Raw genomic sequence first — 22,357 nt, 5'->3', positions numbered from 1 at the left:
AACCTATAATCTTAATTGAGGTTATATGACCCCGATTAAGACGTTTATTAATGCCATTCTCTTCTCATTAACACTGCTTTTTGTTGGTTGTTTAAATTCGACTAAAAAAGAAGAAGTAGTAGGTTCACCTGAGGTGGTTAATCGTCTTATTGCTAAAAACATCACACCGGCAGATGTTCCATCAAAAACTCAATCAATCATTACTCTGTCATATGAAAGCATCGACAGCGATTTAGCTTCGAGCTGTTCACTTTCTCAACTTTCACACGTGAGCGTAACTCAGGCCTGTAGCTGTGATCAGTTAGGAGTGTGTACGGTTGGAGTGACAGGGGCGGCAGCTTACACAGGAGCCGCGAGTTTTAATTATAATGTCGTGGCCGGAGGAAAAACCTCGACGACAGGGAAGGCCAGCTTCTCTATCTCTGCTCCGCCAGCGGGAAGTAACGAAGCTCCAACGATTTCTCCAATTAGTGCAAAAACAACTACTGAAGGAATCGCTATTTCTAATATTGCTTTTACTGTGGCCGATACTGATTCGACTGTTTCATGTTCTAACGTGACAGTGGCCTCTTCAAATACAACGCTTATTCCGTCGGCAAATGTAGTCGTGAGTGGATCGGGGACAAGTTGTTCTGTGACAGTGACTCCGGCCGCAAATCAAATTGGTTCGAGCAATATCACGCTGACGTTAACTGATACAGGCTCTCCATTTCCTGCGAAAACAGCAGTGTCGACTTTTACTGTAACAGTTAATGCTTTTAATGATCCTCCAACTATTTCAACGATCTCTCCCCAAATAACAAATGAGGACACTCCAACATCAGCGATTGCTTTTACTATTGCCGACGTGGATTCAACTCTTGCATGTTCAAATGTGACGGCGACTTCTTCTAATACTTCACTGGTTTCGGTTTCTAATATTGTGATTGGTGGAACTGCTCCAAATTGTACAGTGACATTATCGCCGAGTTTGAATCAGTCAGGAGTCGTGACGATCACACTTACAGTTCGTGATAATGGGACACCTCTGCCCGCCAAGACAGCTTCAACTTCATTTGGTTTAACCGTTGTCTCAGTTAATGATGCTCCGGTTATTGCGGCGATTGCCACTCAAGTTACCAATGAAAGTACGGCCAAGAGTGTGAATTTTACGATCACTGATGTGGATTCAAATCTGACATGCAATGGCAGTACTGTTATTACGTCTTCCAATACGGCCTTGGTTCCTAATACAAATATTTCAATTACAGGAATTGCACCTAACTGTACGGCGACGATTACACCGGTAAGTGGCCAGTCGGGGACGACGACTTTAACAGTGGCCGTTTCGGATAATGGTTTCCCAATGCCAATTCAAACAACGACGACAACATTTAATCTTCAGGTGATGAAGGTTAATCAAGCGCCGACTATTTCAGCGATTACAAATCAGACGACTAATGAAGACACGGTCACAAGTGCGATTAACTTTACGATTGCGGATTCAGACTCCACTGTTTATTGCAGCAATGTGGTGGGTACTTCGAGTAATACTGCTTTAGTTGCCAACGCTAATATTGTTATTTCAGGAACAGCTCCAAATTGCCAGGTCGTTATCACCCCGGCATCTAATGGTTATGGTTCAGCAACGATTACTCTGACATTAACTGATAATGGAACACCTATGCCGGCACTGACGGCGACTTCTATTTTCACTCTTACAGTGAATGCAGTTAATGATGCTCCAACTCTTTCTGCTATTGCCACTCAGACTACAGGGCAGGCGACAGCGAGTTCTCCCATTGCTTTTACGATTAATGATGTAGACTCATCACTTTCTTGCACAAGTAGTGTGGCTGCGACGTCATCTAACACAACTCTGATTCCGAATGCCAATATTGTTATTTCAGGAACAGCTCCAAATTGCCAAGCTGTGATCACTCCAGCTACTGGTTATGGTTCAGTGACTATCACTTTGACTTTAACGGATAATGGAACTCCGATGCCTGCGCTGACAGCTACGCAAACATTTACGATGAACGTCACCCAAGTCAATCAAGCTCCGGTGATTTCGTCAATTACAGCGCAAAGTACGAATGAAGATACAGCGATAAATGGCATTGCTTTTACGATCACTGATGCGGACTCGACTGTTTTCTGTAATAACGTAGCGGGAACTTCAAGCAATACTGCACTTGTTCCAAATGCAAATATTGTGATTACAGGGACCGCGCCAAATTGTGTGGCCGCGATTACACCGACAGCTAACAATTCAGGTTCGGCGATGATCACGTTAACGTTAACTGACAACGGAGTTCCGTTGCCGGCCAAAACGGCGACGTCTGCTTTCACATTAACAGTGAATGCGGTCAATGATGCTCCAACTATTTCTGCAATCACAAATAAATCAACTGATGAAGATACACCAACGAGCGCGATCACTTTTACGATTGCAGATATTGATTCCACACTAACCTGTAGCGGAAACGTAGCGGGAACTTCATCCAATACATCACTTGTTCCGAACGCAAATATTGTTATCTCTGGAACGGCTCCAAATTGTCAGGCTGTAATCACACCAACAGCAACTGCCAGTGGTTCAGCAACAATTACTTTAACTGTTTCAGACAATGGGACGCCAATGCCAGCCATGACTGCAACGAGCGTGTTTGGTTTGACCGTGGCGCCAGTGCCTGATATCTCCGGATCATTAACAGTTGCAAGCAATCTTTCGGGAATTGCCTCTTCATATTCTGGAAACTCATATGCCCGAACAATTAATTTTACCGGACTGACAGCTGATGAGGCCCTCAATTCAGTTGAAGTGTGTTTGGGAACGGCTGCAGGGTCGTGCGATGTCTCTTCTTGGGTTGAAGCAACTGGATACACGACTTCGGGTTCTGCTCCAAGTGTTTCGTTGGGAGGGAGCTATAAGTTAAAAAGTGGTGTGGGCGGTGCTCAGACATTTACGATCTACCCATCTTGTAGTTCAACTAATAACTATTACTATTCAGTAAGAGGGACTAGTGCGACATCGAAGCTTTCAAATGTTGTGAGCACACCCGCCTGGACATTTTGGGAGCCAAGTTGTCTTGGATCAACGGTGCTGGCGCAATGGTTAGATGTAACAGAGACAGCGACCATGACTTTCGTAAGTACGGCCATTAGCCAGATCAATGATAAATCTGGTAATGGGCGGAATATGACTCAAGCCACGGCCAATAAGAGACCGGCATATAGTGCAAGTAGTATGGGAACAAATCTTCCGGGGATAACCTTTAATGGAACTCAGAGTGTGACCAATGGTTCAAGTCTTGCGGGGACAAAATTTGTCTATGATTTGGGTGCTTCATCTATCTTCACTGTTATGAAAGCGGCAGCGATCAATGCTAATAGATATATTTATAGTGAAGGAAACACTGGCACGACATCAAACGTATCTTATTCTCCTTTTGTCACTTCAACGACGAATACGATCACCAGTCTTCAGGTCAATAGCGGTAATGTCACCGAAGTGAACTTGCCGACAACCAGTACAACATTTTTCAATAACACAATCATGTTAGGAATGATGGAGGACTCAGGGACAACTTTTTACTCATACACCAATGGGACATCTCAATCACAGGCAAAGACAAATTACACAAGAGCGGGCTCGACACTCACGACTTCGAGAATAGGGGCGCGTTTTAGAAACAATGCTGAGACTGGCTGGATGGCCGGAGTTATGGGAGAGTTTATTGTAACTAATGGTGTTCTGAGTACACTGAACCGTCAGAAGCTCGAAGGTTATGCCGCTCATAAGTGGGGAGTAAGTGCTAACTTACCGGCAGGACATCCTTATAAAACAACTCCACCGTAGTACCTGATCAAAAGGCCCTTTATTTAGAGGCCATCCTTACCGCATAGGAAAGAACTCCCGCATAAGATAAAATTATCCTATGAAAAAGAGTGCTCTCTTACTGACATTTTTCATTTTCTCTCAATCAGTTTTTGCCATTGATTTTGAAGATGCTGTTTTTCCGGAACTTGCGACGAGTGGTCGTGCGCTTGCTATGGGGAACGCTTTTATTTCTAAAGTTGATGATGCCTCTGCAGCTTTTTACAATCCTGCAGGGCTAGGAACTGTTCGTTATTCGCATTTACACCTTTCGAATTTTCACCTTGAAGTTAATAAAGGTCTTCTTTCTGCTGGAACAGGTGGAGCGATTACTGATGCTTTAAAAAATACCACAAAAATGTTTTCACTGGATGGAACGCGTGAAGTTTTAAAAGACAATGTTGGAAAGATTTCACACTCGCGTTTTCATATGCTGCCAAACTTTACTTCGCGCTATTTCAGTTTTGGTTATTTGCTAGCTAAAAGAACAAGAGCAACAGTTGTCGATGATTCGACTGCTGGTTTTGAATTCGCTGATCGTTTAGATCATGGGCCGTACGCCGCTCTTAATATCTCACTTTTTGGGGGAGTGTTTAAGGCCGGGGTCTCGACGATTTTTTTAAATAGAAAAGAAATTATTGGAACAGCAGACCCGGCAGCGACATTAACAGTTGCAGATAATGCTTATAAAAAAGGGAACGCTTTCATTGGAACAGCAGGGGCTAAGATCACGCTTCCAATTGTTTTTCTTCCAACTTTTTCAGCGACAATGCACAACGCTTTTAAGCAAGACTTTAAAAATGGAAGAGGAGCTGGTGTTCCTGATTCCATCAAGCAAAGTATCGATGTTGGTTTCTCTGTGACTCCACAAATCAGCAACAACAGCCGTATTCACTTTGAAATGAACTACAAAGATCTTTCAAATGAATTTAGTAGCGTTTCTGCTTCAAGAAAGTTTCTTCTGGGAATGGAAATTGATATTTCCCGCGTCTTTTTTATCCGCGCAGGTTATGGTGATGGATTCGGATCTTTTGGTTTAGGTGTGAAATCCAGAAAACTGGAATTTGACCTGACAACCTACGCAGTAGACACCTCTTCGGCCAAGTTTAGAGGAGAAGAGGACCGCCGTTTCGCTCTTTCCCTTTCTAGCGGATTTTAATCCCAAAATTTTAGGCACTTATCCAAAGAGAACGCAGGGCGTTTTCCCCCCTCAAATTTAGACATTACGGTCAGTTTTAGGTAGAGTCTTGTTACTTTATTTTATCACTTACTGAGGATCGAAATCTATGTTGGGAAAGACAGCAAAATCTAAAGCAAAAGCAACTCCACCGATGAAGGCGAAAGCTGCACCGGTTAAGGCAAAAGCAGCAGCACCGATTAAAGCAAAAGGTGGAGCGAATCAACACGCTAAAAAGCTGGAGCTCGCTAAAAAATATAACCTAGGTAAAAAAGAAATGCTTGAGATGCTCTCAAACATTTATACATCAAGAAAAGTAGACGATGCTGAAATCTCGATGAAGAAACAGTCAAAAGCTTTCTTCCAGATCTCAGGGGCTGGTCACGAAGGAATTCTAACAGCAGCGGCAATGGTTCTTAAGCCAAAGTACGACTGGTTTCTTCCATACTACCGCGACCGCGCTCTATGTTTAGGTCTTGGAGTTACTTCATACGAAATGTTATGTCAGGCAAACGGGAACACGGGTGATACAGCTTCATACGGACGTATGATGCCAGCTCACTGGGGAAATAAACCGCTTAACATCGTTAACAAATCGTCTTGTACTGGAACTCAGTTCCTTCAAGCTTGTGGTCTTGCAGAAGCAGGGATCTGGTTTGAAAAATTAAAGAAAGAGCACAAAGTTGATGTTTCTTCTATGGACTACCACACTGACGAAATCGTTTACGTTTCAACTGGAGACGGAACAATTGCTCAAGGGGAATTCTGGGAAGGTTTAACAACTGCTTGTGTAAACAATCTTCCAGTTCTTTTCATGGTAGAAGATAACGGTTTTGCGATTTCAACTCCAACAACTGTTCAGTACCCTGAAGGATCAATTTCAAAAACTCTGGCAAACTTCCCAGGGCTTAAAATCTTCAACACTGATGGATGTTGCCCGATCGAATCTTTCGCGACAATGACTGAGGCTGCGAAGTACATCAGAAAAACAAGAAAGCCTGCTCTTGTTCACGCAACTGTAACAAGACCATACTCTCACTCACTTTCTGATGACCACGGAATGTATAGAACAAAAGCTGAGCTACACGAAGAAGGGTTAAGAGATGTTTTCAACGCTTTCCCTAAATTCCTGGTTGAAGCTGGTGTGATCACAGAAAAAGAAAGAGAAGAAGTTCTTAAAAAAGTAACTGCTGACGTTAAAGCAGCTATGGATAAAGCGATCAATACTGAATGGCCAAAGCTAGATACAGTTCTTGATCACCTCTACTCAGATGAGCATCCAATCACTGGATCTGAGTTTGAAACAGCTCCAAACTTCTCTGGGAAAGATGACGTGCCAATGGCCGCTTCTATCAACAAAGTTCTTCGCACTGAGTTTGCTAAAAACCCAATGCTAAGAATGTGGGGAGAGGACGTTGCAGACTTCTTCGAAAAGGAAAGACTGAACAACCCTGAACTAAAAGGTAAAGGAGGAGTATTTAAACTTACGGCAAACGTTCAGCGTGAATCAAAGGATGGTCAGGTTTTCAACTCGCCACTTGCAGAAGCCAACGTTATCGGTCGTGCGATCGGTATGGCGATTCGTGGAATCAAGCCAGTTGTTGAAATCCAGTTCTTCGATTACATCTGGACAGCTTATATGCAATTAAAGAACGAGATGGCGACACTTCGTTACAGATCAGGTGGAGACTTCAAGTGTCCAATGGTCGTGCGTGTTCCAATTGGAGGATACCTAAAAGGTGGATCGATTTACCACTCACAATCAGGTGAATCACTATTTACTCACGTTCCAGGTATCCGTGTAGCGTTCCCGTCAAACTCTGCAGACGCTGCTGGACTTCTAAGAACAGCTATCAAGGGTGATGACCCGGTTATGTTCCTAGAGCATAAACACTTATACTACCAAGGGTACAACCGTGCTGCTGATCCAGGGGATGAGTACATGATTCCATTTGGTAAAGCCCGCATTGCCCGTGAAGGTGCAGATGCAACGATCGTTGCATGGGGTGCTTTAGTTCAAAAATCAATTGAAGCAGCTAAGAAATTAGAAGCAACAACTGGTAAGACTGTTGAAGTTATCGATCTAAGAACTCTTGCTCCATATGATTTCGAAGCTATCAAAAAATCGATTACAAAAACGTCACGTTTAATGATTGCTCACGAAGAACACAAAACATCAGGATTTGCTGGAGAAATCGCAGCGAGAGTGAATGAAGAGTGTTTCGACCTTCTGGATGCACCAATTCTGCGTGTAGGGGCAATGGACGTTCACTGTGCATACAACCCGGCCCTTGAAGATGTGATTCTGCCTCAGGTAAATCACGTTGAAGAAGTGCTGGAAAAACTTCTGAACTACTAATAAAAAAACGAAGCCCTCGAAAGAGGGCTTTTTTGTAGGTGCTATGATGAAAGATCTTTTCAACCTGCTTAAAGATTTGCCGGTCCCACATGATGATGGGGCAACTGATCACTTAGAAGGAATGACATTGCCTTCTCTTGTTCTGCATACGACTGAGGACAGGGAAGTAAACATCCGCAACCTGGCAAAACAACCAACGATTATTTTCTTTTATCCGCGAACTGGAGTGCCGAATGAATCTGTCCCTGAGGGATGGGATATGATTCCTGGCGCGCGCGGGTGCACACCTCAAGCTTGTGGCTTTCGCGATCTTCATCAGGAATTTAAGACTCTGGGATACGCCGTTTTTGGAGTAAGTACGCAGACAACTGAGTTTCAGCAAGAGTTTGTGGAGCGCAATCACATTCCATTTGAGATTTTAAGCGATGAGGACCTGGCCTTAACTGAGGCCCTGGAGCTCCCTACTTTTAAATTTAATGGAGAGACCCTTATTAAACGAATGGTCTTAATCCTGGAGAATGAGAGGATCGAAAAAGTTTTTTACCCAGTGTTTCCACCTGATAAAAATGCAGAGGTTGTCCTGGATTGGATACAATCTCACTTGAAATAATGCCAAGCCTCCAAACAAAAGGCTTAGTTCACTCTTTAAGACTGAATTAAGTAAATATTAAGGCCACATTCAGCTCTGACTGTTATAATATTAGAATTATATTCTTTTTTGAATAATTAAGGTAAGGTTTACTTAATTAGATTAGAGCGATTCGAGGTTAGTTTGGGCCATATATTAGTGCTTGAAGATGAAGAGAGTGCACGCAATTATCTTCGCGAAAATATTTCATGTTACGGAAAAATTTCTGTCGTTGGAACTCTGGACGATATGGATTCTCAAATCCTGAAACATAAGTATGACTTAATTATTGCCGACTACTATTTAAAAGATAAAAACTGTTTTCAAGTTCTTTCAGAGTTTCGCTATCACCTGGGGCCGGTTCCTCTCATTCTGGTTTCGGGAAGACCTACCGTTGAGATGCTTTCACTGGCCTTAGAAGAAAAGGTTTATGCCTTTATTCAAAAGCCCATCGATATTCAAAAATTAAAAAACAAAATTGAAACATTTTATTCTTTCAATCCGGACTTCGACATCAGAGGACACAAGGTTATCCTTTTTCAGGATGACTGGAGTATTAAGATCAACGACCAGCTTTTCGAATTGACGGAAACTGAGTTTAAAATTTTCCGCTATTTCATGGAGAGAGAAAACCAGGTGATTGACCGCCACGAACTGATCCATTATCTATGGGGAAATTCAAAATCTTCAAGGAATAAATTGGATACACATTTGACCAATCTAAAAAACAAAGTTCCTTTCGTAAAAGAGTCACTGCAAACTATTCCACGCGTGGGCTTTAAACTTAAATAATGGACAACATTAAATATAAGAAGTCCTTTCTCATCATCGCCTATGGGGTGTTGGTGCAGTTCTTTATTTTGCCCTTTCTTGAATACCCCATGCTCAAAGAGGAAATGGTCAAAGCTTATCTCGTGGCCAAAACAATTACAGTCCTCGCATTGCTCTTTTTTATTTTATGTGTGCATTTCAATAAGCTGGTGAAGTATTGGGTCATTATGTTTCATGTCTTCTGCTTTACTTATGTGCTTGTTGGCCAGTTTTTCAATCCGGGCTATCATTTCGCGGCCATTCAATACATGTTTGTCTCGGCCATTGTGTTTGAAGGCTTCTCTTTTGTCATTGCAGCTTTTCTTCCGATCTTTTTATTGGAGTACGCGCTCCATCCTTTCGCTAGGACTGTTTACGTCGATTACCCGTTTTACCATGGTGATGTTTTTAATGCTCTGATCTCTTCCTGGATTGTAAGTGTTCTTTTGGAGAGATACGTTAGCCGCGTAAAAACAAAACAAAGCTTTCTCGATCGCAAATTAAGATACAAAGGGATCAAGACAGATCTCTTTCTCCACGACTTAAAAAACAAACTTCAGCCGCTCTCTGGAATCAAAGAACTGCAGGAGGTTGTGGAGGCCGTTCGTTCTTTTAATTCATTCAGTGGAGTCGAGCAACTGAGTTTTAAATCAGTCGTAATGGATTTAAAGAGCAAACATCGGATTGAGGGAGAGTGTCTGGTCACTGGAGATGAAGACTTCTTTATTGATCAGATGGATTTACAAACTATTCTTACGAATCTAATGAAAAACTCGCAGTCAGCTGCTAACGCGAGAAGGGTTCCGCTGCAAATGATCTTAAAAAACCGTAGTTCTGGTTTTATGTATGAAGACAATGCCGGAGGAATGAGCTCTGATCAAATAAGCTATTTCAACCAAAAGGAATTTGGACCTTATCGTGGAGCTGAGAAAAAAGGTTATGGTCTTTTTCTTATCAAAAAATTAGTCGAACATCAGGGCGGAAAATTTCTTGTGAGAAAAACGTCCAATGGGACGCGTTTTGAAATTTCTTATTAGAAACAGTTAATCGAGTAGAACTCGTGGTTTTCAGTCACGTAAGTCACCAGGCAAATTTCTTTGCTGATTTCTCTTGTTGTTAGATTCTTAATCGTTGTGCGTGCTGAGATGAGAGTGAACTCAGCGCTCTGTGAGTCTACAAAATTAATTTTTGAAATTTTTAGAACTGACCACTCACCAGAGGCCTGGTAGTAAAATTCAATCGCTTCCTGAGCACTTGAATAAATTTCTTTAATGCTGCCAGCATGAAGTGGTGCTGATGCAAGAAGAAGCGAAAAGCAAAGTGCTGAAAGAAATTTCATATGAAGTCCTTTAGGAAACGTTTCAGCATTTGTACTGAAGGCCAGGTTGTTGGTCAAGTTAGACTTTCATTTTTTAACTTAAGTGGCTGAAAATAACAGGAGTCATGGCCGTGTTTGTATGTAGAAAGATCAATAAAAAAACAATTGCGTATTTTCTTTTAGAAGTCTTGAGAATAAGCAGCGCCCAGACTGCGAGAATAAGAAAAACGGAAGAGCTGGTAAAACTGCCCTGAAGCATTTTTGCCATGAATTGAACACTCACGACATAACTTCTAATCAGAGGCTCTCCCCAGTTAAAAGGAATCAACCAATAGCTCGCCAAAAAAAGAAGCAGTGTAGGAAATAAGAGAGCAAAGAGGGCACTTCCAACCAAGCCTACAGGAATAGAAAGCAATGAAACTTTTTCTCCCATAAAAAGTCCCAGAATAAGCTGAGTGGAAAAGAGTCCAAGAATTAACATGATCTTCGAGTGATTTTGAAAAGCAAAAAATGTCCCGAGGAAAGCGAAGCTCATCAAAAATCCCAGAGGTGAATCAGAGTAATGGCCACATAAAAAAGAAACGGCAAAAGTCAGAAAGAAAATGACTTCAATTGACCATTTTCTTTTGGCCAGAAACTTAAATTGCAAAAGCAATCTCAAAATTGACAAGCGATGAATGGAAGTAAAACCAGGAAGAAAAAAAACTGATGAATAGGTCATCACTTTGATGATTCTTTGCCAGCGCTTGGCTTTCATTTTTTTCACTAAGAAAAAAAGAAGAAAGAGGACACTTGCATAATGAATCCCTGAGGGAGCAAGCAAGTGAGAGAGGTTGGTCTTTTTAAAAGCTTTTCTGGTGTAGGGAGAAATTCCATTTTTATTACCAGTGATAAAACTAAAAAGAAGGTTTGCGTTCTCTGGTTTTTTGAAATCTGCCTTCATTGACCTTTGGTACTTTTGCAGGAAAGGTGGGGGTGTCCTTGGGGGAGGTGGTTTTTGGGCAAGACCCTTTTCTATGGTTACTCCCAGTGAAAGGGCGAGAATAAGGCTAAATAAGACGAAAAATTTCATGCCTAACTCCTTGAAAAAGAAGGGGGCGCATAAAAGACTTAACTCTTTGAGAGTAAAGGGTTAAATAGTAGGCAATCCGGGCTTTTTGAGGTCTCGGGCATCAGATTTTGAATAGGTTTTTATGAGTCTTATGACATTAGGGTTTGAAGCCGATTACGCTCGTTTTTTTGCAGAAGATGATCTACAAGGTAATGCTTTTTACTTAAATCAACTTCCAACAGACACTGTAGAGTGCTCGCTTAAAATTAAAAGCGATGTCATGCTTTCGGGTCTTCCGTATTTTGTGGGTGCTTTTAATTTTTTAGGCGCTGAACTCGATTACAATGATTTCAAAAAATACGAAGGGAAGAATTTTAAAAAAGGTGAAGTGATTACTTTTAAACTTCCTTTTGCCATCGCTCTTTCAGGTGAGAGAGTCGCACTTAACTTACTTCAACAAGCGACACGCATTTCAACATTCACTCAAAAGTTTGTGGAAATTGCTGCCGGATCAAAGACAACTATTCTTGATACAAGAAAAACAACTCCAGGGCTTCGCCAATTGGAGAAATACGCTGTTAGAGTAGGAGGCGCACATAATCACCGCTTTTCTCAATCAGATGCGTGGATGATTAAGGACAACCACAAAACATTTTTTGGTGGTCTGGAAAAAGCATGGGCCTATTTTAAGTCGATGCAAACTTACTATCAAAACATCATCGTAGAGATTCACTCTCTTGATGAGCTAGCACTAGCGTTCGACCTCGGTGTTGAGCACGTGATGCTGGATAACTTTTCTAAAGAAGACCTGGCGAAGGCCGTGGCAATGAAAAAAGCAGGTGTGACGTATGAAGTGTCTGGAGGAGTAAAATTAGAAACTCTTAAAGATGCTCTACTAGAGGGAATCGATGCGATTAGCATCGGGGCCCTTACTCATAGCGCCCCTCATATTGATCTTTCCATGAAGCTAAAACCTGTAGGTTCAAAATGAGCGATTTTGAATTTGATGTTTTAATTATCGGCACAGGGATCGCTGGTTTATCTGCGGCTGCTGGCCTGGCTGAAAGAGGACTAAGAGTGGCCATCGTCACTCGCGAAAAAGACCCTTCGCAGACCAATACTGTTTGGGCCCAAGGTGGAATCATTTACGCTAAGGGATCTGAAGAGTCTTTAGTGGAAGATATCTTAAAAGCAAGTTCAGGAACATCGTCAGTAGATGCGGCCAGATTGGTAGCGTACGAATCAAGTACCATTTTAGAAGACCTCTTAATTCATAAAGCACATTCAAACTTTGAACGCGATGAAAGTGGTGAACTTCTTTTTACCAAAGAAGCAGCTCACTCGACTCCAAGAATTCTTTACCGTGGAGATTACACAGGAAAAGATATTCAGATTACACTTTTAAACTACCTGAAAAATAGTTTAAAAAACGTGACGTTTTTTACTTCTCATACGGCCATCGATCTTCTGACTGCTCTTCACCACGGTGTGAAAATCCAGCAGAGATACGAAGAAAACAAAGTTCTTGGAGCTTATGTTTTTAATCAGGAAACAAAAGAAGTTCAAAAAATCCTGGCGAAATTTACTATTTTGGCGACCGGTGGAATTGGAGCGATCTATCTTCACCATACAAACTCAGAAGGCGCTCGCGGAGATGGTCATGCCATGGCCAAGAGAGCAGGGGCAGTTTTAACAGACATGGAGTTCATCCAGTTTCACCCGACAAGTTTTTACGCAGGAGCGACTCATAGACGCTTCTTAGTGAGCGAAGCTGTTCGTGGAGAAGGTGGATTATTAATTAATTCAAACGGCGTTCGTTTTATGGGGAAATACCACCCCGACATGGAGCTTGCTCCTCGCGATGTGGTTGCCCGTGCGATTGCTGATGAAATGATTGAAACACAAAGTGACTGTGTCTACCTGGACATCACCCACAAAGACCCAGAGTGGATTAAAAACCGTTTCCCGACGATTTATAAACATTGCTTGGATCACGGTGTAGATATGTGCACAGACCGCATTCCGGTGGTTCCAGCTGCTCACTATACGTGTGGGGGAGTGAAGACTGATCTTAAAGGACAGACGACACTTAAAAATCTATATGCCGTTGGAGAAGTGGCGTGTACCGGTCTTCATGGAGCTAACCGCTTAGCTTCAACTTCGTTACTTGAAGGAATGACGTTTGGGCATTTCGCTGCTCTTGATATTATCAAGAAAGTAGATAACGAAAAAATCTATTCAAGTGACCAGATTAAAAATTGGGTTGATGGAACTGAAGAAGTTGATACTGCTCTTATCCATCAGGACTGGCAGACTCTAAAGCAGACAATGTGGAACTATGTAGGATTGACGAGATCAAAAGATCGTCTTTCTCGTGCAGAGGCCATGTTCAATGAACTCTCAGACGAAATTAACCGCTTCTATAAAGACGCCAAACTTGTCGACAGTTTAATCGGTTTAAGAAATGCCGTTGAAGTTGGCCACCAGGTTCTTCTGGCCTCAAGACGTAACACTCAATCAGTGGGATGTTTCTACCGCAAATCTTAGGTAAAAAAAGAAAGAGCCCGGTTTAGGGAAACCAGGCTCAGTGGTAGGGCAGTGACCCTTGTAACTTCGTCATCCATGACAAAATTAAAAGTATGTAGGAGATAATTCCCTCGTCGCAATTTATTGATGAGAGTGAGAGATCCATGAGGGAGGTTCGTGATGCTCTCTCTTTAAGTCTTAAAATGTTTTTTAGTTCTTATGCCGATAGAGTTAAAAACTCTGCCAGGCATGTGATCGTATGCGATCCAGTTCCTTGAGACTCGAAGGCCACATTGTCTTTAATGTCGTTGCCTGCGATGTCCGAGTCTTTCATACTGCTCATTCCCCAGATGCAATTTTCCCATGCTGTTTGTTCGAAATTGCAATCTGTAAAGCGTGAGAATTTGAACTTGCAATTAATGAACATGCAATTAATGAACAGTGAATTTTCGATCTGAGTCCCGAAAAAGGTACAGTTTTCGAAGATAACGTCCTCGTAAACCATGTCCTGAAGTCGACTTCCAGAGATAATTGCATCTTGGTAAGTCACTGATTTTACAGTTTTGTTTTCAAGTGTCTGATATGACGTCTCACCTAATTTTTCTTCCAGCTCAGCGTATAAGTCATTGATAAAATAAGTAAGAGTTTCCATATCGACCTCTTGTTGGGAGCGATTTCTCGCCCTTTTCCTGGGCTCAGAATACCAAAATAGACCAATTGCGTCAAGTAATAAAATTGCATCAAGAAATTATTTTGCAATCCGATAATGCTTTTGCGTAGTTAGAAAAGGGGAAAATTGCATGGCAGAATTTAGACGCAATAAAATCGAGATGTTCCTTGGAGTGGTCAGGAAATACATGCAAATGCGTGGGCCTATGTCGCAAAAAGAGCTCGCAGAGCAAACCGACGTAGGGATCTCTACCATGAGCCGTTTCCTCTCTCAGAAGACAACAGAACTAAACCCTCAGCTAATTGCTAAAATCACCGCTAAACTCAATATTCCCCTCCATGAGATGATTGATTTTGTCGAAGAAGACTTTGCAGATCGTTTCATAAGACTGGTGAAGTTTTATAAAGACGAACTCTCTGAAGACAATATCGACGTGGCCGAGCTCACTGATTCGGCCCCGGATCCTGGAATGCAAAAAAATATCAATCACACTACCACGACAGAAAGAAGAGTGGCGGATGAAGATAGAAGAGAGACGACCAGGGAGATTTTAAAAGAGGATAAAACCTCTCCAAAGGATCGATCAGATAAAAGTATCAGAGAAAAACTAGAGAGCTTAACACCCCGTCAGAGAGCTTTTATGACGGAGTTCTTAAACCTGAAGCTGGAAGAGCGCGACTTGATTGTAGATGTCGGCAATAACATGTTTCAGTACTTCAAGATGAAAGGTATGGATATATGATCTCTTTAAGAAAAATCATCTGTTTTGTTTGTCTGTTTCCGGCCGTATCGATGGCTACGCCTAAAAAGATCGAAATGATTTTTCTTTCTCCTAAAAAAGTTTCCATGATCCTTGAGCTTCTGGATAAAAAACAATCCATTTTTATGTCTTCTCACCTTGCTCAAAACGATGACCCCCATTGTGTGCCAATGGGCGATGGATGTTTTCATCCTCAACTTGGTTACATTGAAAAGAAAGTTGAAGCCCCACCTTCGGCTGAAGCCGTAAAAGAAGCGGCCGAAGATAAAAAAGCAGAGCTTAAAACTTTCAATGCTCTTGAAACGAGCTTAGTAAACTGCGATAAAAATAATTATTTTGATATTTTCTGCGGGAAAGAAAAGGGCGATGCACCTCCTGCTGAAATTGAAGTGTGGTTTGATATCTCGTCTTCACTTAAGTCAGTGGATTATAACCGCGAGCCTGATCGCTGTGGAAGAAGATCATTTATGGAAGCTGTGATAAAAGGCTGCAAGAGCAAAGTGCGCGCTTCTGTCTACAATACGTCTATTAAAGAAGTTGGAGATTACTCCAGCGTTTGTATGTCTTATGGAACAAACGATCAAAAAAGACTCCTTAGTTGGATGAAAGAATCCAAAGCTAAACACTTACTCATTGTCACAGATATTGATGAAATGTCGATGGAGATGCGTGAATTCCTGGAAAGCAACGGGGCTAAAATGACTGGTGACGGTGTAAAGGCATTTACTAGTGACGATCTCGTTGACTATGCAAAAGATTTTACTAAAATGTGTCGGTAGATGGATAAAATGCAACCGCAGTTGCGTTTTAATAGCGTCTGGAAATCGTAAACACAAAATTCATTTTAGTAGAGTTCCGGCTACATATGGCACATACACTTTTTTCCAACCTTATTGAATGGTCTAAGCACCAATACTCTCACTTACCGTGGAGAGAGAAGAGAACACTCTATAAAACTCTTGTTTCTGAAATTATGCTTCAGCAGACAACAGTGGGGACGGTTCTTAATCACTTCGAAAGATTTTTAGGAGAGTATCCAACTATCGAAGCGCTTGCTGATACCACAGAAGAGCAGGTGTGCATTTCGTGGAAAGGGTTAGGTTACTATCGCCGCGCCAGAAATCTTCGCAATCTTGCGATTCAAATCGTTGATAAATACGGCGGAAAGATTCCGACAAAACTTGATGAACTTTTAAGCTTAAAAGGGATTGGACCATATACAGCTAATGCTGTTGTCGCCATTGGTGCTGATAAAAAAGCTCTAGCAGTTGATGCGAATTTAGAAAGAGTGCTGTCGCGCTTTTATGGTGTCGATATTGAAAAAGGGCCAAAACTTCAAAAGAAGTTATGGAACGATTTCGAGCATAAAAAAATTCTTGCAGAGATGGATGGTTTAAGTGCTCGTGCGCTGAATGAAGCCTTCATGGATTTAGGGAGAATCATTTGTCAGGCGAGAAAAGCGTCTTGTACGATTTGTCCTCTCAATAGTGCTTGTAAAGCAAAACAAAGTGGTGATCCGCTTGCATTCCCTAGAGAGGGTGCAAAAAAAGAGAGTGAAGATTTATTCATTAAGCTCTTAAGAGTTGTCGTCACTGATAAAAAGAAAATCCTGGTTTATCAAAAAGGCGCACGCGAGTGGCTTTCAGGTCAGTGGGAAGTTCCGACTTTTGTTCTGGAAACTAATGACGAGGCACTTAAGCAGTATCCCCATTTAAAAATTAAAAAAGATTTTGAAAAATTCCCGATGATAAAAACGGGAATCACGAAATACAATATTCAAAACTACATTCTGGAAACATCGCTGGAAGAATTCGAAAAGATGACGAAGAAAATCGACGTTGAGTATGAGTTTAAAACCAATGATGCAAAATTAAATGTGTCGACAGCGACATTGAAAGTGATCAAGGCGATCACTAAGAAATAAAACCGAGAAAAGGTGTAAGCCGGATCCTGTTTTCAACCATCATTCATCTAGGGCCTGCGTTGCCACAGGCCTCGAGCACCCTACCCGTATAGCATCGGAGGTGGCACCCCCTAGTCTTCTATTACTAAAAGACGCCTATACCTATTTGAGCTTGCACCACGTAGAGTTTACCTGGTTTCACTACAGCATTACCTGTACATACTTTCTGTTGCACTTGTCCTCACCTCGCGATGGACGGCCGTTAGCCGCTACGTTGCCATGTGGTGTCCGGACTTTCCTCCCGTCTTGTATTACTACAAGGCCAGCGATGATTCCCCCTTCTCGGTAGATGGGTTATCGGATAAGTCACGTTAGACGTCAATAGGGTATGAGCTTATTGCTGAAGAAAAGGAAAATTTACTTTTTGCGGATACAGATTCTGCACGTTTTTGAAGATGGCCCTCGCGTAATAAACTTTAGCGTTGCCTTTTTCACCGTTATAAATCTGTAGTGCCTGGTAGTAAATTTCACTTAGTGAAAGATCAACACCCGTTTTTGCAGACCTGCTATCTACGTAAGCTATGTAAGTCTTAAGTAGGATGGCCCCATAAGTGACAGCTGCTGGGATATCAGTTTTGATTTCTTCTTTTATAAGGTTGAAAAAATCCGAGTCTTTTGGAGTGACAGGAACGCGGTTCCATAAATCTACCCATCCTGGATCAATGCAGTCTCTGATTTTAGAACTGTAGTAAAGAGTCGCATTTTCAGTTGCGCCTTCTCTTCCTCTAAGTCCAAGTTGATCGTTTACTTCTTTAATGCCAATAGTGGTAAATTGAGTAAGTCCTGCAGCATTTGTTTGACTGACAGCATCTCTTTTGAATGTAGATTCTTTTTGAATCAATCCAGTTAAAAACCAAGGATCAAGTTTTAAACATTCAGAAACTTTTAAAACATTGCTGGCAATTGCAACAGCTTCTTCTCTAGGAACTTTATGATTTGTTTTTAAGATGTACTTGATGAGGTGGTCTTCACTTGGAGTCAGTCTCATGAGAGTGAAGTCTTTCATCACAGACTCACCTGAAAGACGATAGCCTTTTTCAACCATCTCTTGAGCCTGGCCTTGAGTAGATAAAACGAGAGCAAGTAGGGTTAAAGTCTTTTTCATCATGACATTTTCTAGCTTAAGTAAAATGCCAATGACAAGGGGAGGGTGTAATTTTTTTAGGATATAAGTAGTGAGAAATTGTTAGTAGACCCGTGCCGTTTCGGGAATAAGTAGTCTGCCGCAGTTCGGACAGGTCTCAATTGAGCGCCCTTCATCCAGAGAGCTCTTAAGCATAGAGTCTGTTAGCATGTGGCAGGCATTGCACTTTTTATCGATTAGGTAAGCAACGGGGCGGCTTTTTGGTGAAAATTTTTTTTCAAGTTCAAGATAGAGTGACTTCAAACTTGGGTGACATAAGTCAGTGAGTGAATCAATTCGTTTATTGCGGTTATCTATAATAGTTTGTTCTTTTGCGATATTTTCTTTCACTTCTTCTTTGATGGATTCAAGAGTTGTGAGTGAGCCTTTCATGAACTCTTCATTCTCTTTGATCTGAGTTTGAATTTCTTCACTTTTTTCCAGCTTCTCAAAGTAGAGAGCTTCGTTACTTTCGATATCTTTTTTCACATTGGTGATCTGACTTTCAAAAGCGAGTTGCTCTTTTTCAGTTACTGCCATGCTTAGTTGTGAAGTGAGTTTATTGAGACGCAGTTGCCAGTCTTCGATTTGATACTGGCTTTCTTCGAGTTTGAGATTTTTTTCTTCCAGACGTAAATCTTCATTTTGTAACAAAGTCTTGCTACGACGCTGCTCTAAGTCGGATATTCTCTTATTTTCGCTGCTAATTCTCTCGAGATTTTGTTGATTTTCCCTCTTTAGGGCCTCAATTTCGATTAAATGCCTAAAGCTCTCGAGGAACATGACCGATGCTTCCTTGTTTTTGCCTGGTGCTTTTGAGTATAATAGTCACTATATGCGTGGAAATAGCTTTGGTAAAATGTTTTCTTTGACGAGCTTTGGCGAGTCACATGGCCCGGCAATGGGTGTAGTGATTGACGGAGTTCCAGCTGGGCTTTCAGTTTCGCTGGAGGACTTGCAGCGCGAATTAGACAGGAGAGCTCCTGGAAAAATCGCCGGAACAACTTCAAGAAATGAAGACGACAAAGCGGTTATTCTCTCAGGTGTTTTTGAGGGGAAAACTCTCGGCACGCCAATCGCTGTTATCGTTCACAATACAAATCAAAAAAGTGCTGACTACGATAAATTAAAAGAAGAGCATCGTCCGGGACATGCCGACAAGACTACGATGATGAAATACGGTATCCGCGATCATCGTGGAGGCGGGCGTTCTTCGGGAAGAGAAACTCTCTCTCGCGTAGTGGCCGGTTATTTTGCAGGGCTTGTATTACCACAGGTAAAAGTGAAAGCTTACGTAAGCTTGCTTGGACCATTTGAACACAAAGAAATCTTAAAAGACTTATCGACAGACTTAAGTCCTTACTCATTTCCAGACACAAAGAGAAACGACGAGATTAAAAAATACCTTGAGGAATTAAAAACTCAAGGAGAGTCAGTTGGTGGAAGAGTCCGCATCGTTGTGGAGAGTTCACCAGTGGGATTAGGGGAGCCGGCCTTTGATAAGTTAAAGGCGGATTTCGCTAAAGCGCTTCTTTCAATTGGAGCAGTCGTTTCTTTCTCTTATGGTTTAGGAGAAGAAATGGCGCTGATGAAAGGATCAGCTGTTTCAAATACAGCGAATGCTTTTGGTGGAATGGAAGGCGGAATTTCTAATGGTGAAACAATGGTGATGACTATTACCTTTAAGCCTACCTCGACAGTGGGGGATAAGGCCAAAGAGGGACGCCACGATCCGTGCATTATCCCTAGGGCCATCCCGGTAGTGGAGGCCATGGTGAAAGTAGTGTTGGCGGATCATTTTTTAAGACAGAATGCTTATCAGATTTAAAAATATTTAAGAAAAAGAGATAGAATGAAGACAGAAATTAAGAATGTAGAACTAGAAAATATCGTTGAAGAAATCAACCAACTACAAACGGATACCGTTTTAATTATCGCCGATCACCATGTGTGGAGTCTTTACTCAAAAGACATCCTATTGGAAAAAATTGAAAATAAAAAAGTTCTTTTCTGGAAAGCTGCTGATGGTGAGAAAGTTAAAAACATCAACGATTTCCAAAGCGCAGTAGAGTTTTTCCTGGATAAAGGGATTCACAGAAATGCTCACCTGATCGTTATCGGTGGTGGAGCTACGTCTGACTTCGGAGGGCTTGTTGCGGCCACTATCCTTCGCGGAATCAAGTGGAGTATCGTACCGACAACTCTTCTTTCAATGGTTGATGCAAGTATTGGAGGGAAGGTTGCGATTAACTCTAAGTCAGGAAAGAACCTGATTGGAGCTTTCCACTTGCCGACAAATGTCTGGATCTGCCCTAAGTTTATCGAGACTCTTACTCCTGTTGAAAAAAACAGCGGTATGGGTGAAATCCTTAAGTACTGTTTCCTCGATTACACAATCTATGACCTGGTTATTAGAAAAGTGGACATGGGACAAATCATTGATGCCTGTGCGAAATACAAAGAAAAACTAACGGAAGAAGATTTAAAAGAAACAGGGGTGAGAAGACTTCTGAACCTTGGCCATTCTTTTGGCCACGCAGTGGAATTCATCTACAACATCCCTCACGGAGAGGCGGTGATGTGGGGAATGTCACTTCTGTTTAAACTTTTTGGAACAGAAAAAAACTTAAACGACATCACGGCACTTAAAAAGGCGCTGGAAATGCCTGGTGAGAACTCGCCGTGGTTTAACAAAGAATTCCCGATTGAGAAAATCATGTTGTATCTTTCAAAAGATAAAAAAATCAGCGCACTTAGCTCAATTGACCTGGTTATGATTAAAGATATCGGAAACGCCGACATCGAAACAAAAACGTTTGATGAAATTCAAGCGGTGCTGGAAGCCAATAAAGATGAACTTAGAAAATTCACTTTATAAGGTTCAGCCTCTTAAGAAATTCGATAAAGAAATCATTTTACCGACAAGTAAATCTCACTCGAATCGCGCTCTTATACTTGGCGCGATTCGTGGTGGTAACTTTAAAGTTCACAACCTTTCTACTTCTACTGATGTCACTCATTTATTAAATGCTTTTAAGAAAATTGGTCTTCGAATCCGTCAAAATGGATCGACGGTAGTTTTTGAGAATGCTTTTCCTGAATGTGAAAAGGAGTCAAACGGCGACGTCATCGAACTCCTGACTGGAGATGGTGGGACGACAAACCGTTTTCTTATTGCTCTTTTATCTCGCGGGAAAAAAGAATACCACTTGGGTCCTTCAGAGAAAATGAATGAGCGCCCGATTGAAGACCTGATTGTTCCGCTGAAAAAAATTAGTGTGAACATAGTATGCAATCAGGACAAAAATAATCCTGAGCCTTGGATTAAAATGAAAGGGCCGGCTTCACTTTATAATACAACCAAGCTGGATATCGATTGCTCAAAAAGCACCCAGTTTGCTTCGGCCTTAATGTTGGCGTTTTCTAATATTCCTCTAAAATTTGAATTCTTAAACTTAAAAGCTTCAGAAGCTTATTTGAAGATGACCTCTCAGGTAATTAAAAAGGCCATGGAAGGGAATTCATACACTATCCCAGTAGATTTTAGCTCTCTTGGTTACCCGGCAGCATTAGCGGCCTTAATGGGAAGAGTGCTGATTAAAAATTGCCTGGAGATTGATTCATTTCAGGCGGATTCATCGTTTATTGAGCTTTTAAAAGAAATTGGTGCTCACCGTACACTTTCTAATGATGGACTGGAAATCAAGAAAGGAAGCGCTTTGAAGGCGTTCTCTTTTGATGTTTCCAAGGCCCCAGATCTTTTTCCAACATTAGTCTTTCTTGCTGCACACATAGTAGGTGAGAGTACATTTTCTAAACTTGAAGTTTTACAGTTTAAAGAGAGTGACCGCTTGTTGGAAATGGTGAAGATGATGAAGTCTTTTGGAGTGGAGTTCACTCATTTCCCAGAGAGTGACTCAATGACAATTAAGGGTTCATCTAAAACTTATCCTGAAGTCACTATTCATCCAGTCCGCGACCATCGCATCGTCATGACAGCTGCCCTTTTTATGTGGAAGAATTCAGGTGGAATACTGGGTGAAGTCGACTGCATAGAAAAATCTTTCCCAAATTTCCTGTCGTTGTTAGAATAGATCTCAATAGTGAGGTTTA

The 22,357-nt window shown here is 41.6% G+C and carries 19 protein-coding genes and 1 other RNA gene; 14 read left to right on the top strand and 6 right to left on the bottom strand.

Going from position 1 to position 22,357, the window contains the following annotated elements:
- Positions 1 to 25 precede the first annotated feature (25 nt).
- The 6 genes from ACN20O_RS06400 (at position 26) to ACN20O_RS06375 (ending at position 9,870) form a co-directional block, all read left to right on the top strand.
- Positions 26 to 3,841: a beta strand repeat-containing protein gene (locus tag ACN20O_RS06400; protein WP_491638308.1), complete on the top strand. Its 3,816-nt coding sequence runs from the start codon at positions 26 to 28 to the stop codon at positions 3,839 to 3,841.
- A gap of 79 nt (positions 3,842 to 3,920) precedes the next feature.
- Positions 3,921 to 5,018, top strand: coding sequence for a hypothetical protein (locus tag ACN20O_RS06395; protein WP_491638306.1), 1,098 nt, complete (start codon positions 3,921 to 3,923; stop codon positions 5,016 to 5,018).
- Between the two features lie 127 nt (positions 5,019 to 5,145).
- Positions 5,146 to 7,395 (top strand): alpha-ketoacid dehydrogenase subunit alpha/beta, encoded by a 2,250-nt coding sequence (locus tag ACN20O_RS06390; RefSeq protein ID WP_491638304.1) that lies wholly within the window; start codon positions 5,146 to 5,148, stop codon positions 7,393 to 7,395.
- A 43-nt stretch (positions 7,396 to 7,438) separates the two neighbouring features.
- A complete protein-coding gene (locus ACN20O_RS06385; protein WP_491638302.1) occupies positions 7,439 to 8,005 on the top strand; it encodes a peroxiredoxin in 567 nt (188 codons plus the stop codon).
- 162 nt (positions 8,006 to 8,167) lie between these two features.
- Entirely contained in the window at positions 8,168 to 8,815 is a 648-nt protein-coding gene (locus ACN20O_RS06380; RefSeq protein ID WP_491638300.1) for a response regulator transcription factor, read from the top strand.
- Complete coding sequence (locus ACN20O_RS06375; RefSeq protein WP_491638298.1) at positions 8,815 to 9,870, top strand: ATP-binding protein; 1,056 nt, start codon at positions 8,815 to 8,817, stop codon at positions 9,868 to 9,870. The genes ACN20O_RS06380 and ACN20O_RS06375 overlap by 1 nt, the downstream gene beginning before the upstream one ends.
- Here ACN20O_RS06375 and ACN20O_RS06370 read toward each other — a convergent pair.
- Both ACN20O_RS06370 and ACN20O_RS06365 read right to left on the bottom strand, forming a co-directional pair.
- On the bottom strand, positions 9,867 to 10,172 hold the full coding sequence (locus tag ACN20O_RS06370) for a hypothetical protein (protein ID WP_491638296.1): 306 nt from the start codon (positions 10,170 to 10,172) through the stop codon (positions 9,867 to 9,869). The two genes, ACN20O_RS06375 and ACN20O_RS06370, sit on opposite strands and share 4 nt — an antisense overlap.
- A 73-nt stretch (positions 10,173 to 10,245) precedes the next feature.
- Positions 10,246 to 11,094 carry a ComEC/Rec2 family competence protein gene (locus ACN20O_RS06365; RefSeq protein WP_491638294.1) on the bottom strand — a complete coding sequence of 283 codons (849 nt, stop codon included), beginning with the start codon at positions 11,092 to 11,094 and terminating at the stop codon, positions 10,246 to 10,248.
- A 250-nt stretch (positions 11,095 to 11,344) separates the two neighbouring features.
- Here ACN20O_RS06365 and nadC point away from each other — a divergent pair, with 250 nt between their 5' ends.
- Both nadC and nadB read left to right on the top strand, forming a co-directional pair.
- Positions 11,345 to 12,193 (top strand): carboxylating nicotinate-nucleotide diphosphorylase, encoded by an 849-nt coding sequence (gene nadC, locus ACN20O_RS06360; RefSeq protein WP_491638292.1) that lies wholly within the window; start codon positions 11,345 to 11,347, stop codon positions 12,191 to 12,193.
- Positions 12,190 to 13,749: an L-aspartate oxidase gene (gene nadB, locus ACN20O_RS06355; protein WP_491638290.1), complete on the top strand. Its 1,560-nt coding sequence runs from the start codon at positions 12,190 to 12,192 to the stop codon at positions 13,747 to 13,749. Before nadC ends, nadB begins: the two co-directional genes overlap by 4 nt.
- A gap of 196 nt (positions 13,750 to 13,945) precedes the next feature.
- On the opposite strand, the gene ACN20O_RS06350 is transcribed toward nadB, so the two are convergent.
- Positions 13,946 to 14,380: a pentapeptide repeat-containing protein gene (locus ACN20O_RS06350; protein ID WP_491638288.1), complete on the bottom strand. Its 435-nt coding sequence runs from the start codon at positions 14,378 to 14,380 to the stop codon at positions 13,946 to 13,948.
- 148 nt (positions 14,381 to 14,528) lie between these two features.
- On the opposite strand from ACN20O_RS06350, the gene ACN20O_RS06345 reads away from it, so the two are divergent.
- The 3 genes from ACN20O_RS06345 to ACN20O_RS06335 all read left to right on the top strand — a co-directional run bounded on the left by ACN20O_RS06345 (position 14,529) and on the right by ACN20O_RS06335 (position 17,082).
- A complete protein-coding gene (locus ACN20O_RS06345; RefSeq protein WP_491638286.1) occupies positions 14,529 to 15,140 on the top strand; it encodes a helix-turn-helix domain-containing protein in 612 nt (203 codons plus the stop codon).
- Positions 15,137 to 15,937: a hypothetical protein gene (locus tag ACN20O_RS06340; RefSeq protein ID WP_491638284.1), complete on the top strand. Its 801-nt coding sequence runs from the start codon at positions 15,137 to 15,139 to the stop codon at positions 15,935 to 15,937. Before ACN20O_RS06345 ends, ACN20O_RS06340 begins: the two co-directional genes overlap by 4 nt.
- 86 nt (positions 15,938 to 16,023) lie before the next feature.
- Positions 16,024 to 17,082, top strand: a complete 1,059-nt coding sequence (locus tag ACN20O_RS06335) for an A/G-specific adenine glycosylase (RefSeq protein ID WP_491638282.1) — start codon at positions 16,024 to 16,026, stop codon at positions 17,080 to 17,082.
- Here the strand turns inward: ACN20O_RS06335 and rnpB are convergent.
- From rnpB to ACN20O_RS06320, 3 genes are all read right to left on the bottom strand, one after another.
- Positions 17,082 to 17,406, bottom strand: an RNA gene (gene rnpB / locus ACN20O_RS06330) — RNase P RNA component class A. The genes ACN20O_RS06335 and rnpB overlap by 1 nt on opposite strands.
- 49 nt (positions 17,407 to 17,455) lie before the next feature.
- The gene (locus ACN20O_RS06325) at positions 17,456 to 18,229 is read right to left on the bottom strand and encodes a transglycosylase SLT domain-containing protein (protein WP_491638280.1); all 774 of its coding nucleotides are present in this window, start codon (positions 18,227 to 18,229) and stop codon (positions 17,456 to 17,458) included.
- Positions 18,230 to 18,307: 78 nt separating this feature from the next.
- On the bottom strand, positions 18,308 to 18,898 hold the full coding sequence (locus ACN20O_RS06320; protein WP_491638278.1) for a zinc ribbon domain-containing protein: 591 nt from the start codon (positions 18,896 to 18,898) through the stop codon (positions 18,308 to 18,310).
- Between the two features lie 181 nt (positions 18,899 to 19,079).
- On the opposite strand from ACN20O_RS06320, the gene aroC reads away from it, so the two are divergent.
- The 3 genes from aroC to ACN20O_RS06305 are packed head-to-tail and all read left to right on the top strand — an operon-like array spanning position 19,080 to position 22,338.
- Entirely contained in the window at positions 19,080 to 20,072 is a 993-nt protein-coding gene (aroC, locus tag ACN20O_RS06315; RefSeq protein WP_491638276.1) for a chorismate synthase, read from the top strand.
- A 24-nt stretch (positions 20,073 to 20,096) separates the two neighbouring features.
- Positions 20,097 to 21,122: a 3-dehydroquinate synthase gene (locus ACN20O_RS06310; RefSeq protein WP_491638274.1), complete on the top strand. Its 1,026-nt coding sequence runs from the start codon at positions 20,097 to 20,099 to the stop codon at positions 21,120 to 21,122.
- Positions 21,097 to 22,338 (top strand): carboxyvinyltransferase, encoded by a 1,242-nt coding sequence (locus ACN20O_RS06305; protein ID WP_491638272.1) that lies wholly within the window; start codon positions 21,097 to 21,099, stop codon positions 22,336 to 22,338. Before ACN20O_RS06310 ends, ACN20O_RS06305 begins: the two co-directional genes overlap by 26 nt.
- Positions 22,339 to 22,357: the final 19 nt, after the last annotated feature.

The organism is Bacteriovorax sp. As-1 (assembly GCF_058446905.1).
Note: the sequence above shows the minus strand (reverse complement) of the source record. Positions and strands in the feature narration are given on the sequence as shown.

Excerpts from the sequence above, each read along its gene's own strand:
- ACN20O_RS06325 (WP_491638280.1), bottom strand. The coding sequence starts at position 18,229 with ATGATGAAAAAGACTTTAACCCTACTTGCTCTCGTTTTATCTACTCAA.
- ACN20O_RS06310 (WP_491638274.1), top strand. The coding sequence starts at position 20,097 with ATGAAGACAGAAATTAAGAATGTAGAACTAGAAAATATCGTTGAAGAA.
- ACN20O_RS06390 (WP_491638304.1), top strand. The coding sequence starts at position 5,146 with ATGTTGGGAAAGACAGCAAAATCTAAAGCAAAAGCAACTCCACCGATG.
- aroC (WP_491638276.1), top strand. The coding sequence starts at position 19,080 with ATGCGTGGAAATAGCTTTGGTAAAATGTTTTCTTTGACGAGCTTTGGC.
- ACN20O_RS06370 (WP_491638296.1), bottom strand. The coding sequence starts at position 10,172 with ATGAAATTTCTTTCAGCACTTTGCTTTTCGCTTCTTCTTGCATCAGCA.
- ACN20O_RS06350 (WP_491638288.1), bottom strand. The coding sequence starts at position 14,380 with ATGGAAACTCTTACTTATTTTATCAATGACTTATACGCTGAGCTGGAA.
- ACN20O_RS06340 (WP_491638284.1), top strand. The coding sequence starts at position 15,137 with ATGATCTCTTTAAGAAAAATCATCTGTTTTGTTTGTCTGTTTCCGGCC.
- ACN20O_RS06365 (WP_491638294.1), bottom strand. The coding sequence starts at position 11,094 with ATGAAGGCAGATTTCAAAAAACCAGAGAACGCAAACCTTCTTTTTAGT.
- nadC (WP_491638292.1), top strand. The coding sequence starts at position 11,345 with ATGAGTCTTATGACATTAGGGTTTGAAGCCGATTACGCTCGTTTTTTT.
- ACN20O_RS06335 (WP_491638282.1), top strand. The coding sequence starts at position 16,024 with ATGGCACATACACTTTTTTCCAACCTTATTGAATGGTCTAAGCACCAA.
- ACN20O_RS06305 (WP_491638272.1), top strand. The coding sequence starts at position 21,097 with ATGAACTTAGAAAATTCACTTTATAAGGTTCAGCCTCTTAAGAAATTC.
- ACN20O_RS06345 (WP_491638286.1), top strand. The coding sequence starts at position 14,529 with ATGGCAGAATTTAGACGCAATAAAATCGAGATGTTCCTTGGAGTGGTC.
- ACN20O_RS06400 (WP_491638308.1), top strand. The coding sequence starts at position 26 with ATGACCCCGATTAAGACGTTTATTAATGCCATTCTCTTCTCATTAACA.
- ACN20O_RS06385 (WP_491638302.1), top strand. The coding sequence starts at position 7,439 with ATGATGAAAGATCTTTTCAACCTGCTTAAAGATTTGCCGGTCCCACAT.
- nadB (WP_491638290.1), top strand. The coding sequence starts at position 12,190 with ATGAGCGATTTTGAATTTGATGTTTTAATTATCGGCACAGGGATCGCT.
- ACN20O_RS06375 (WP_491638298.1), top strand. The coding sequence starts at position 8,815 with ATGGACAACATTAAATATAAGAAGTCCTTTCTCATCATCGCCTATGGG.
- ACN20O_RS06395 (WP_491638306.1), top strand. The coding sequence starts at position 3,921 with ATGAAAAAGAGTGCTCTCTTACTGACATTTTTCATTTTCTCTCAATCA.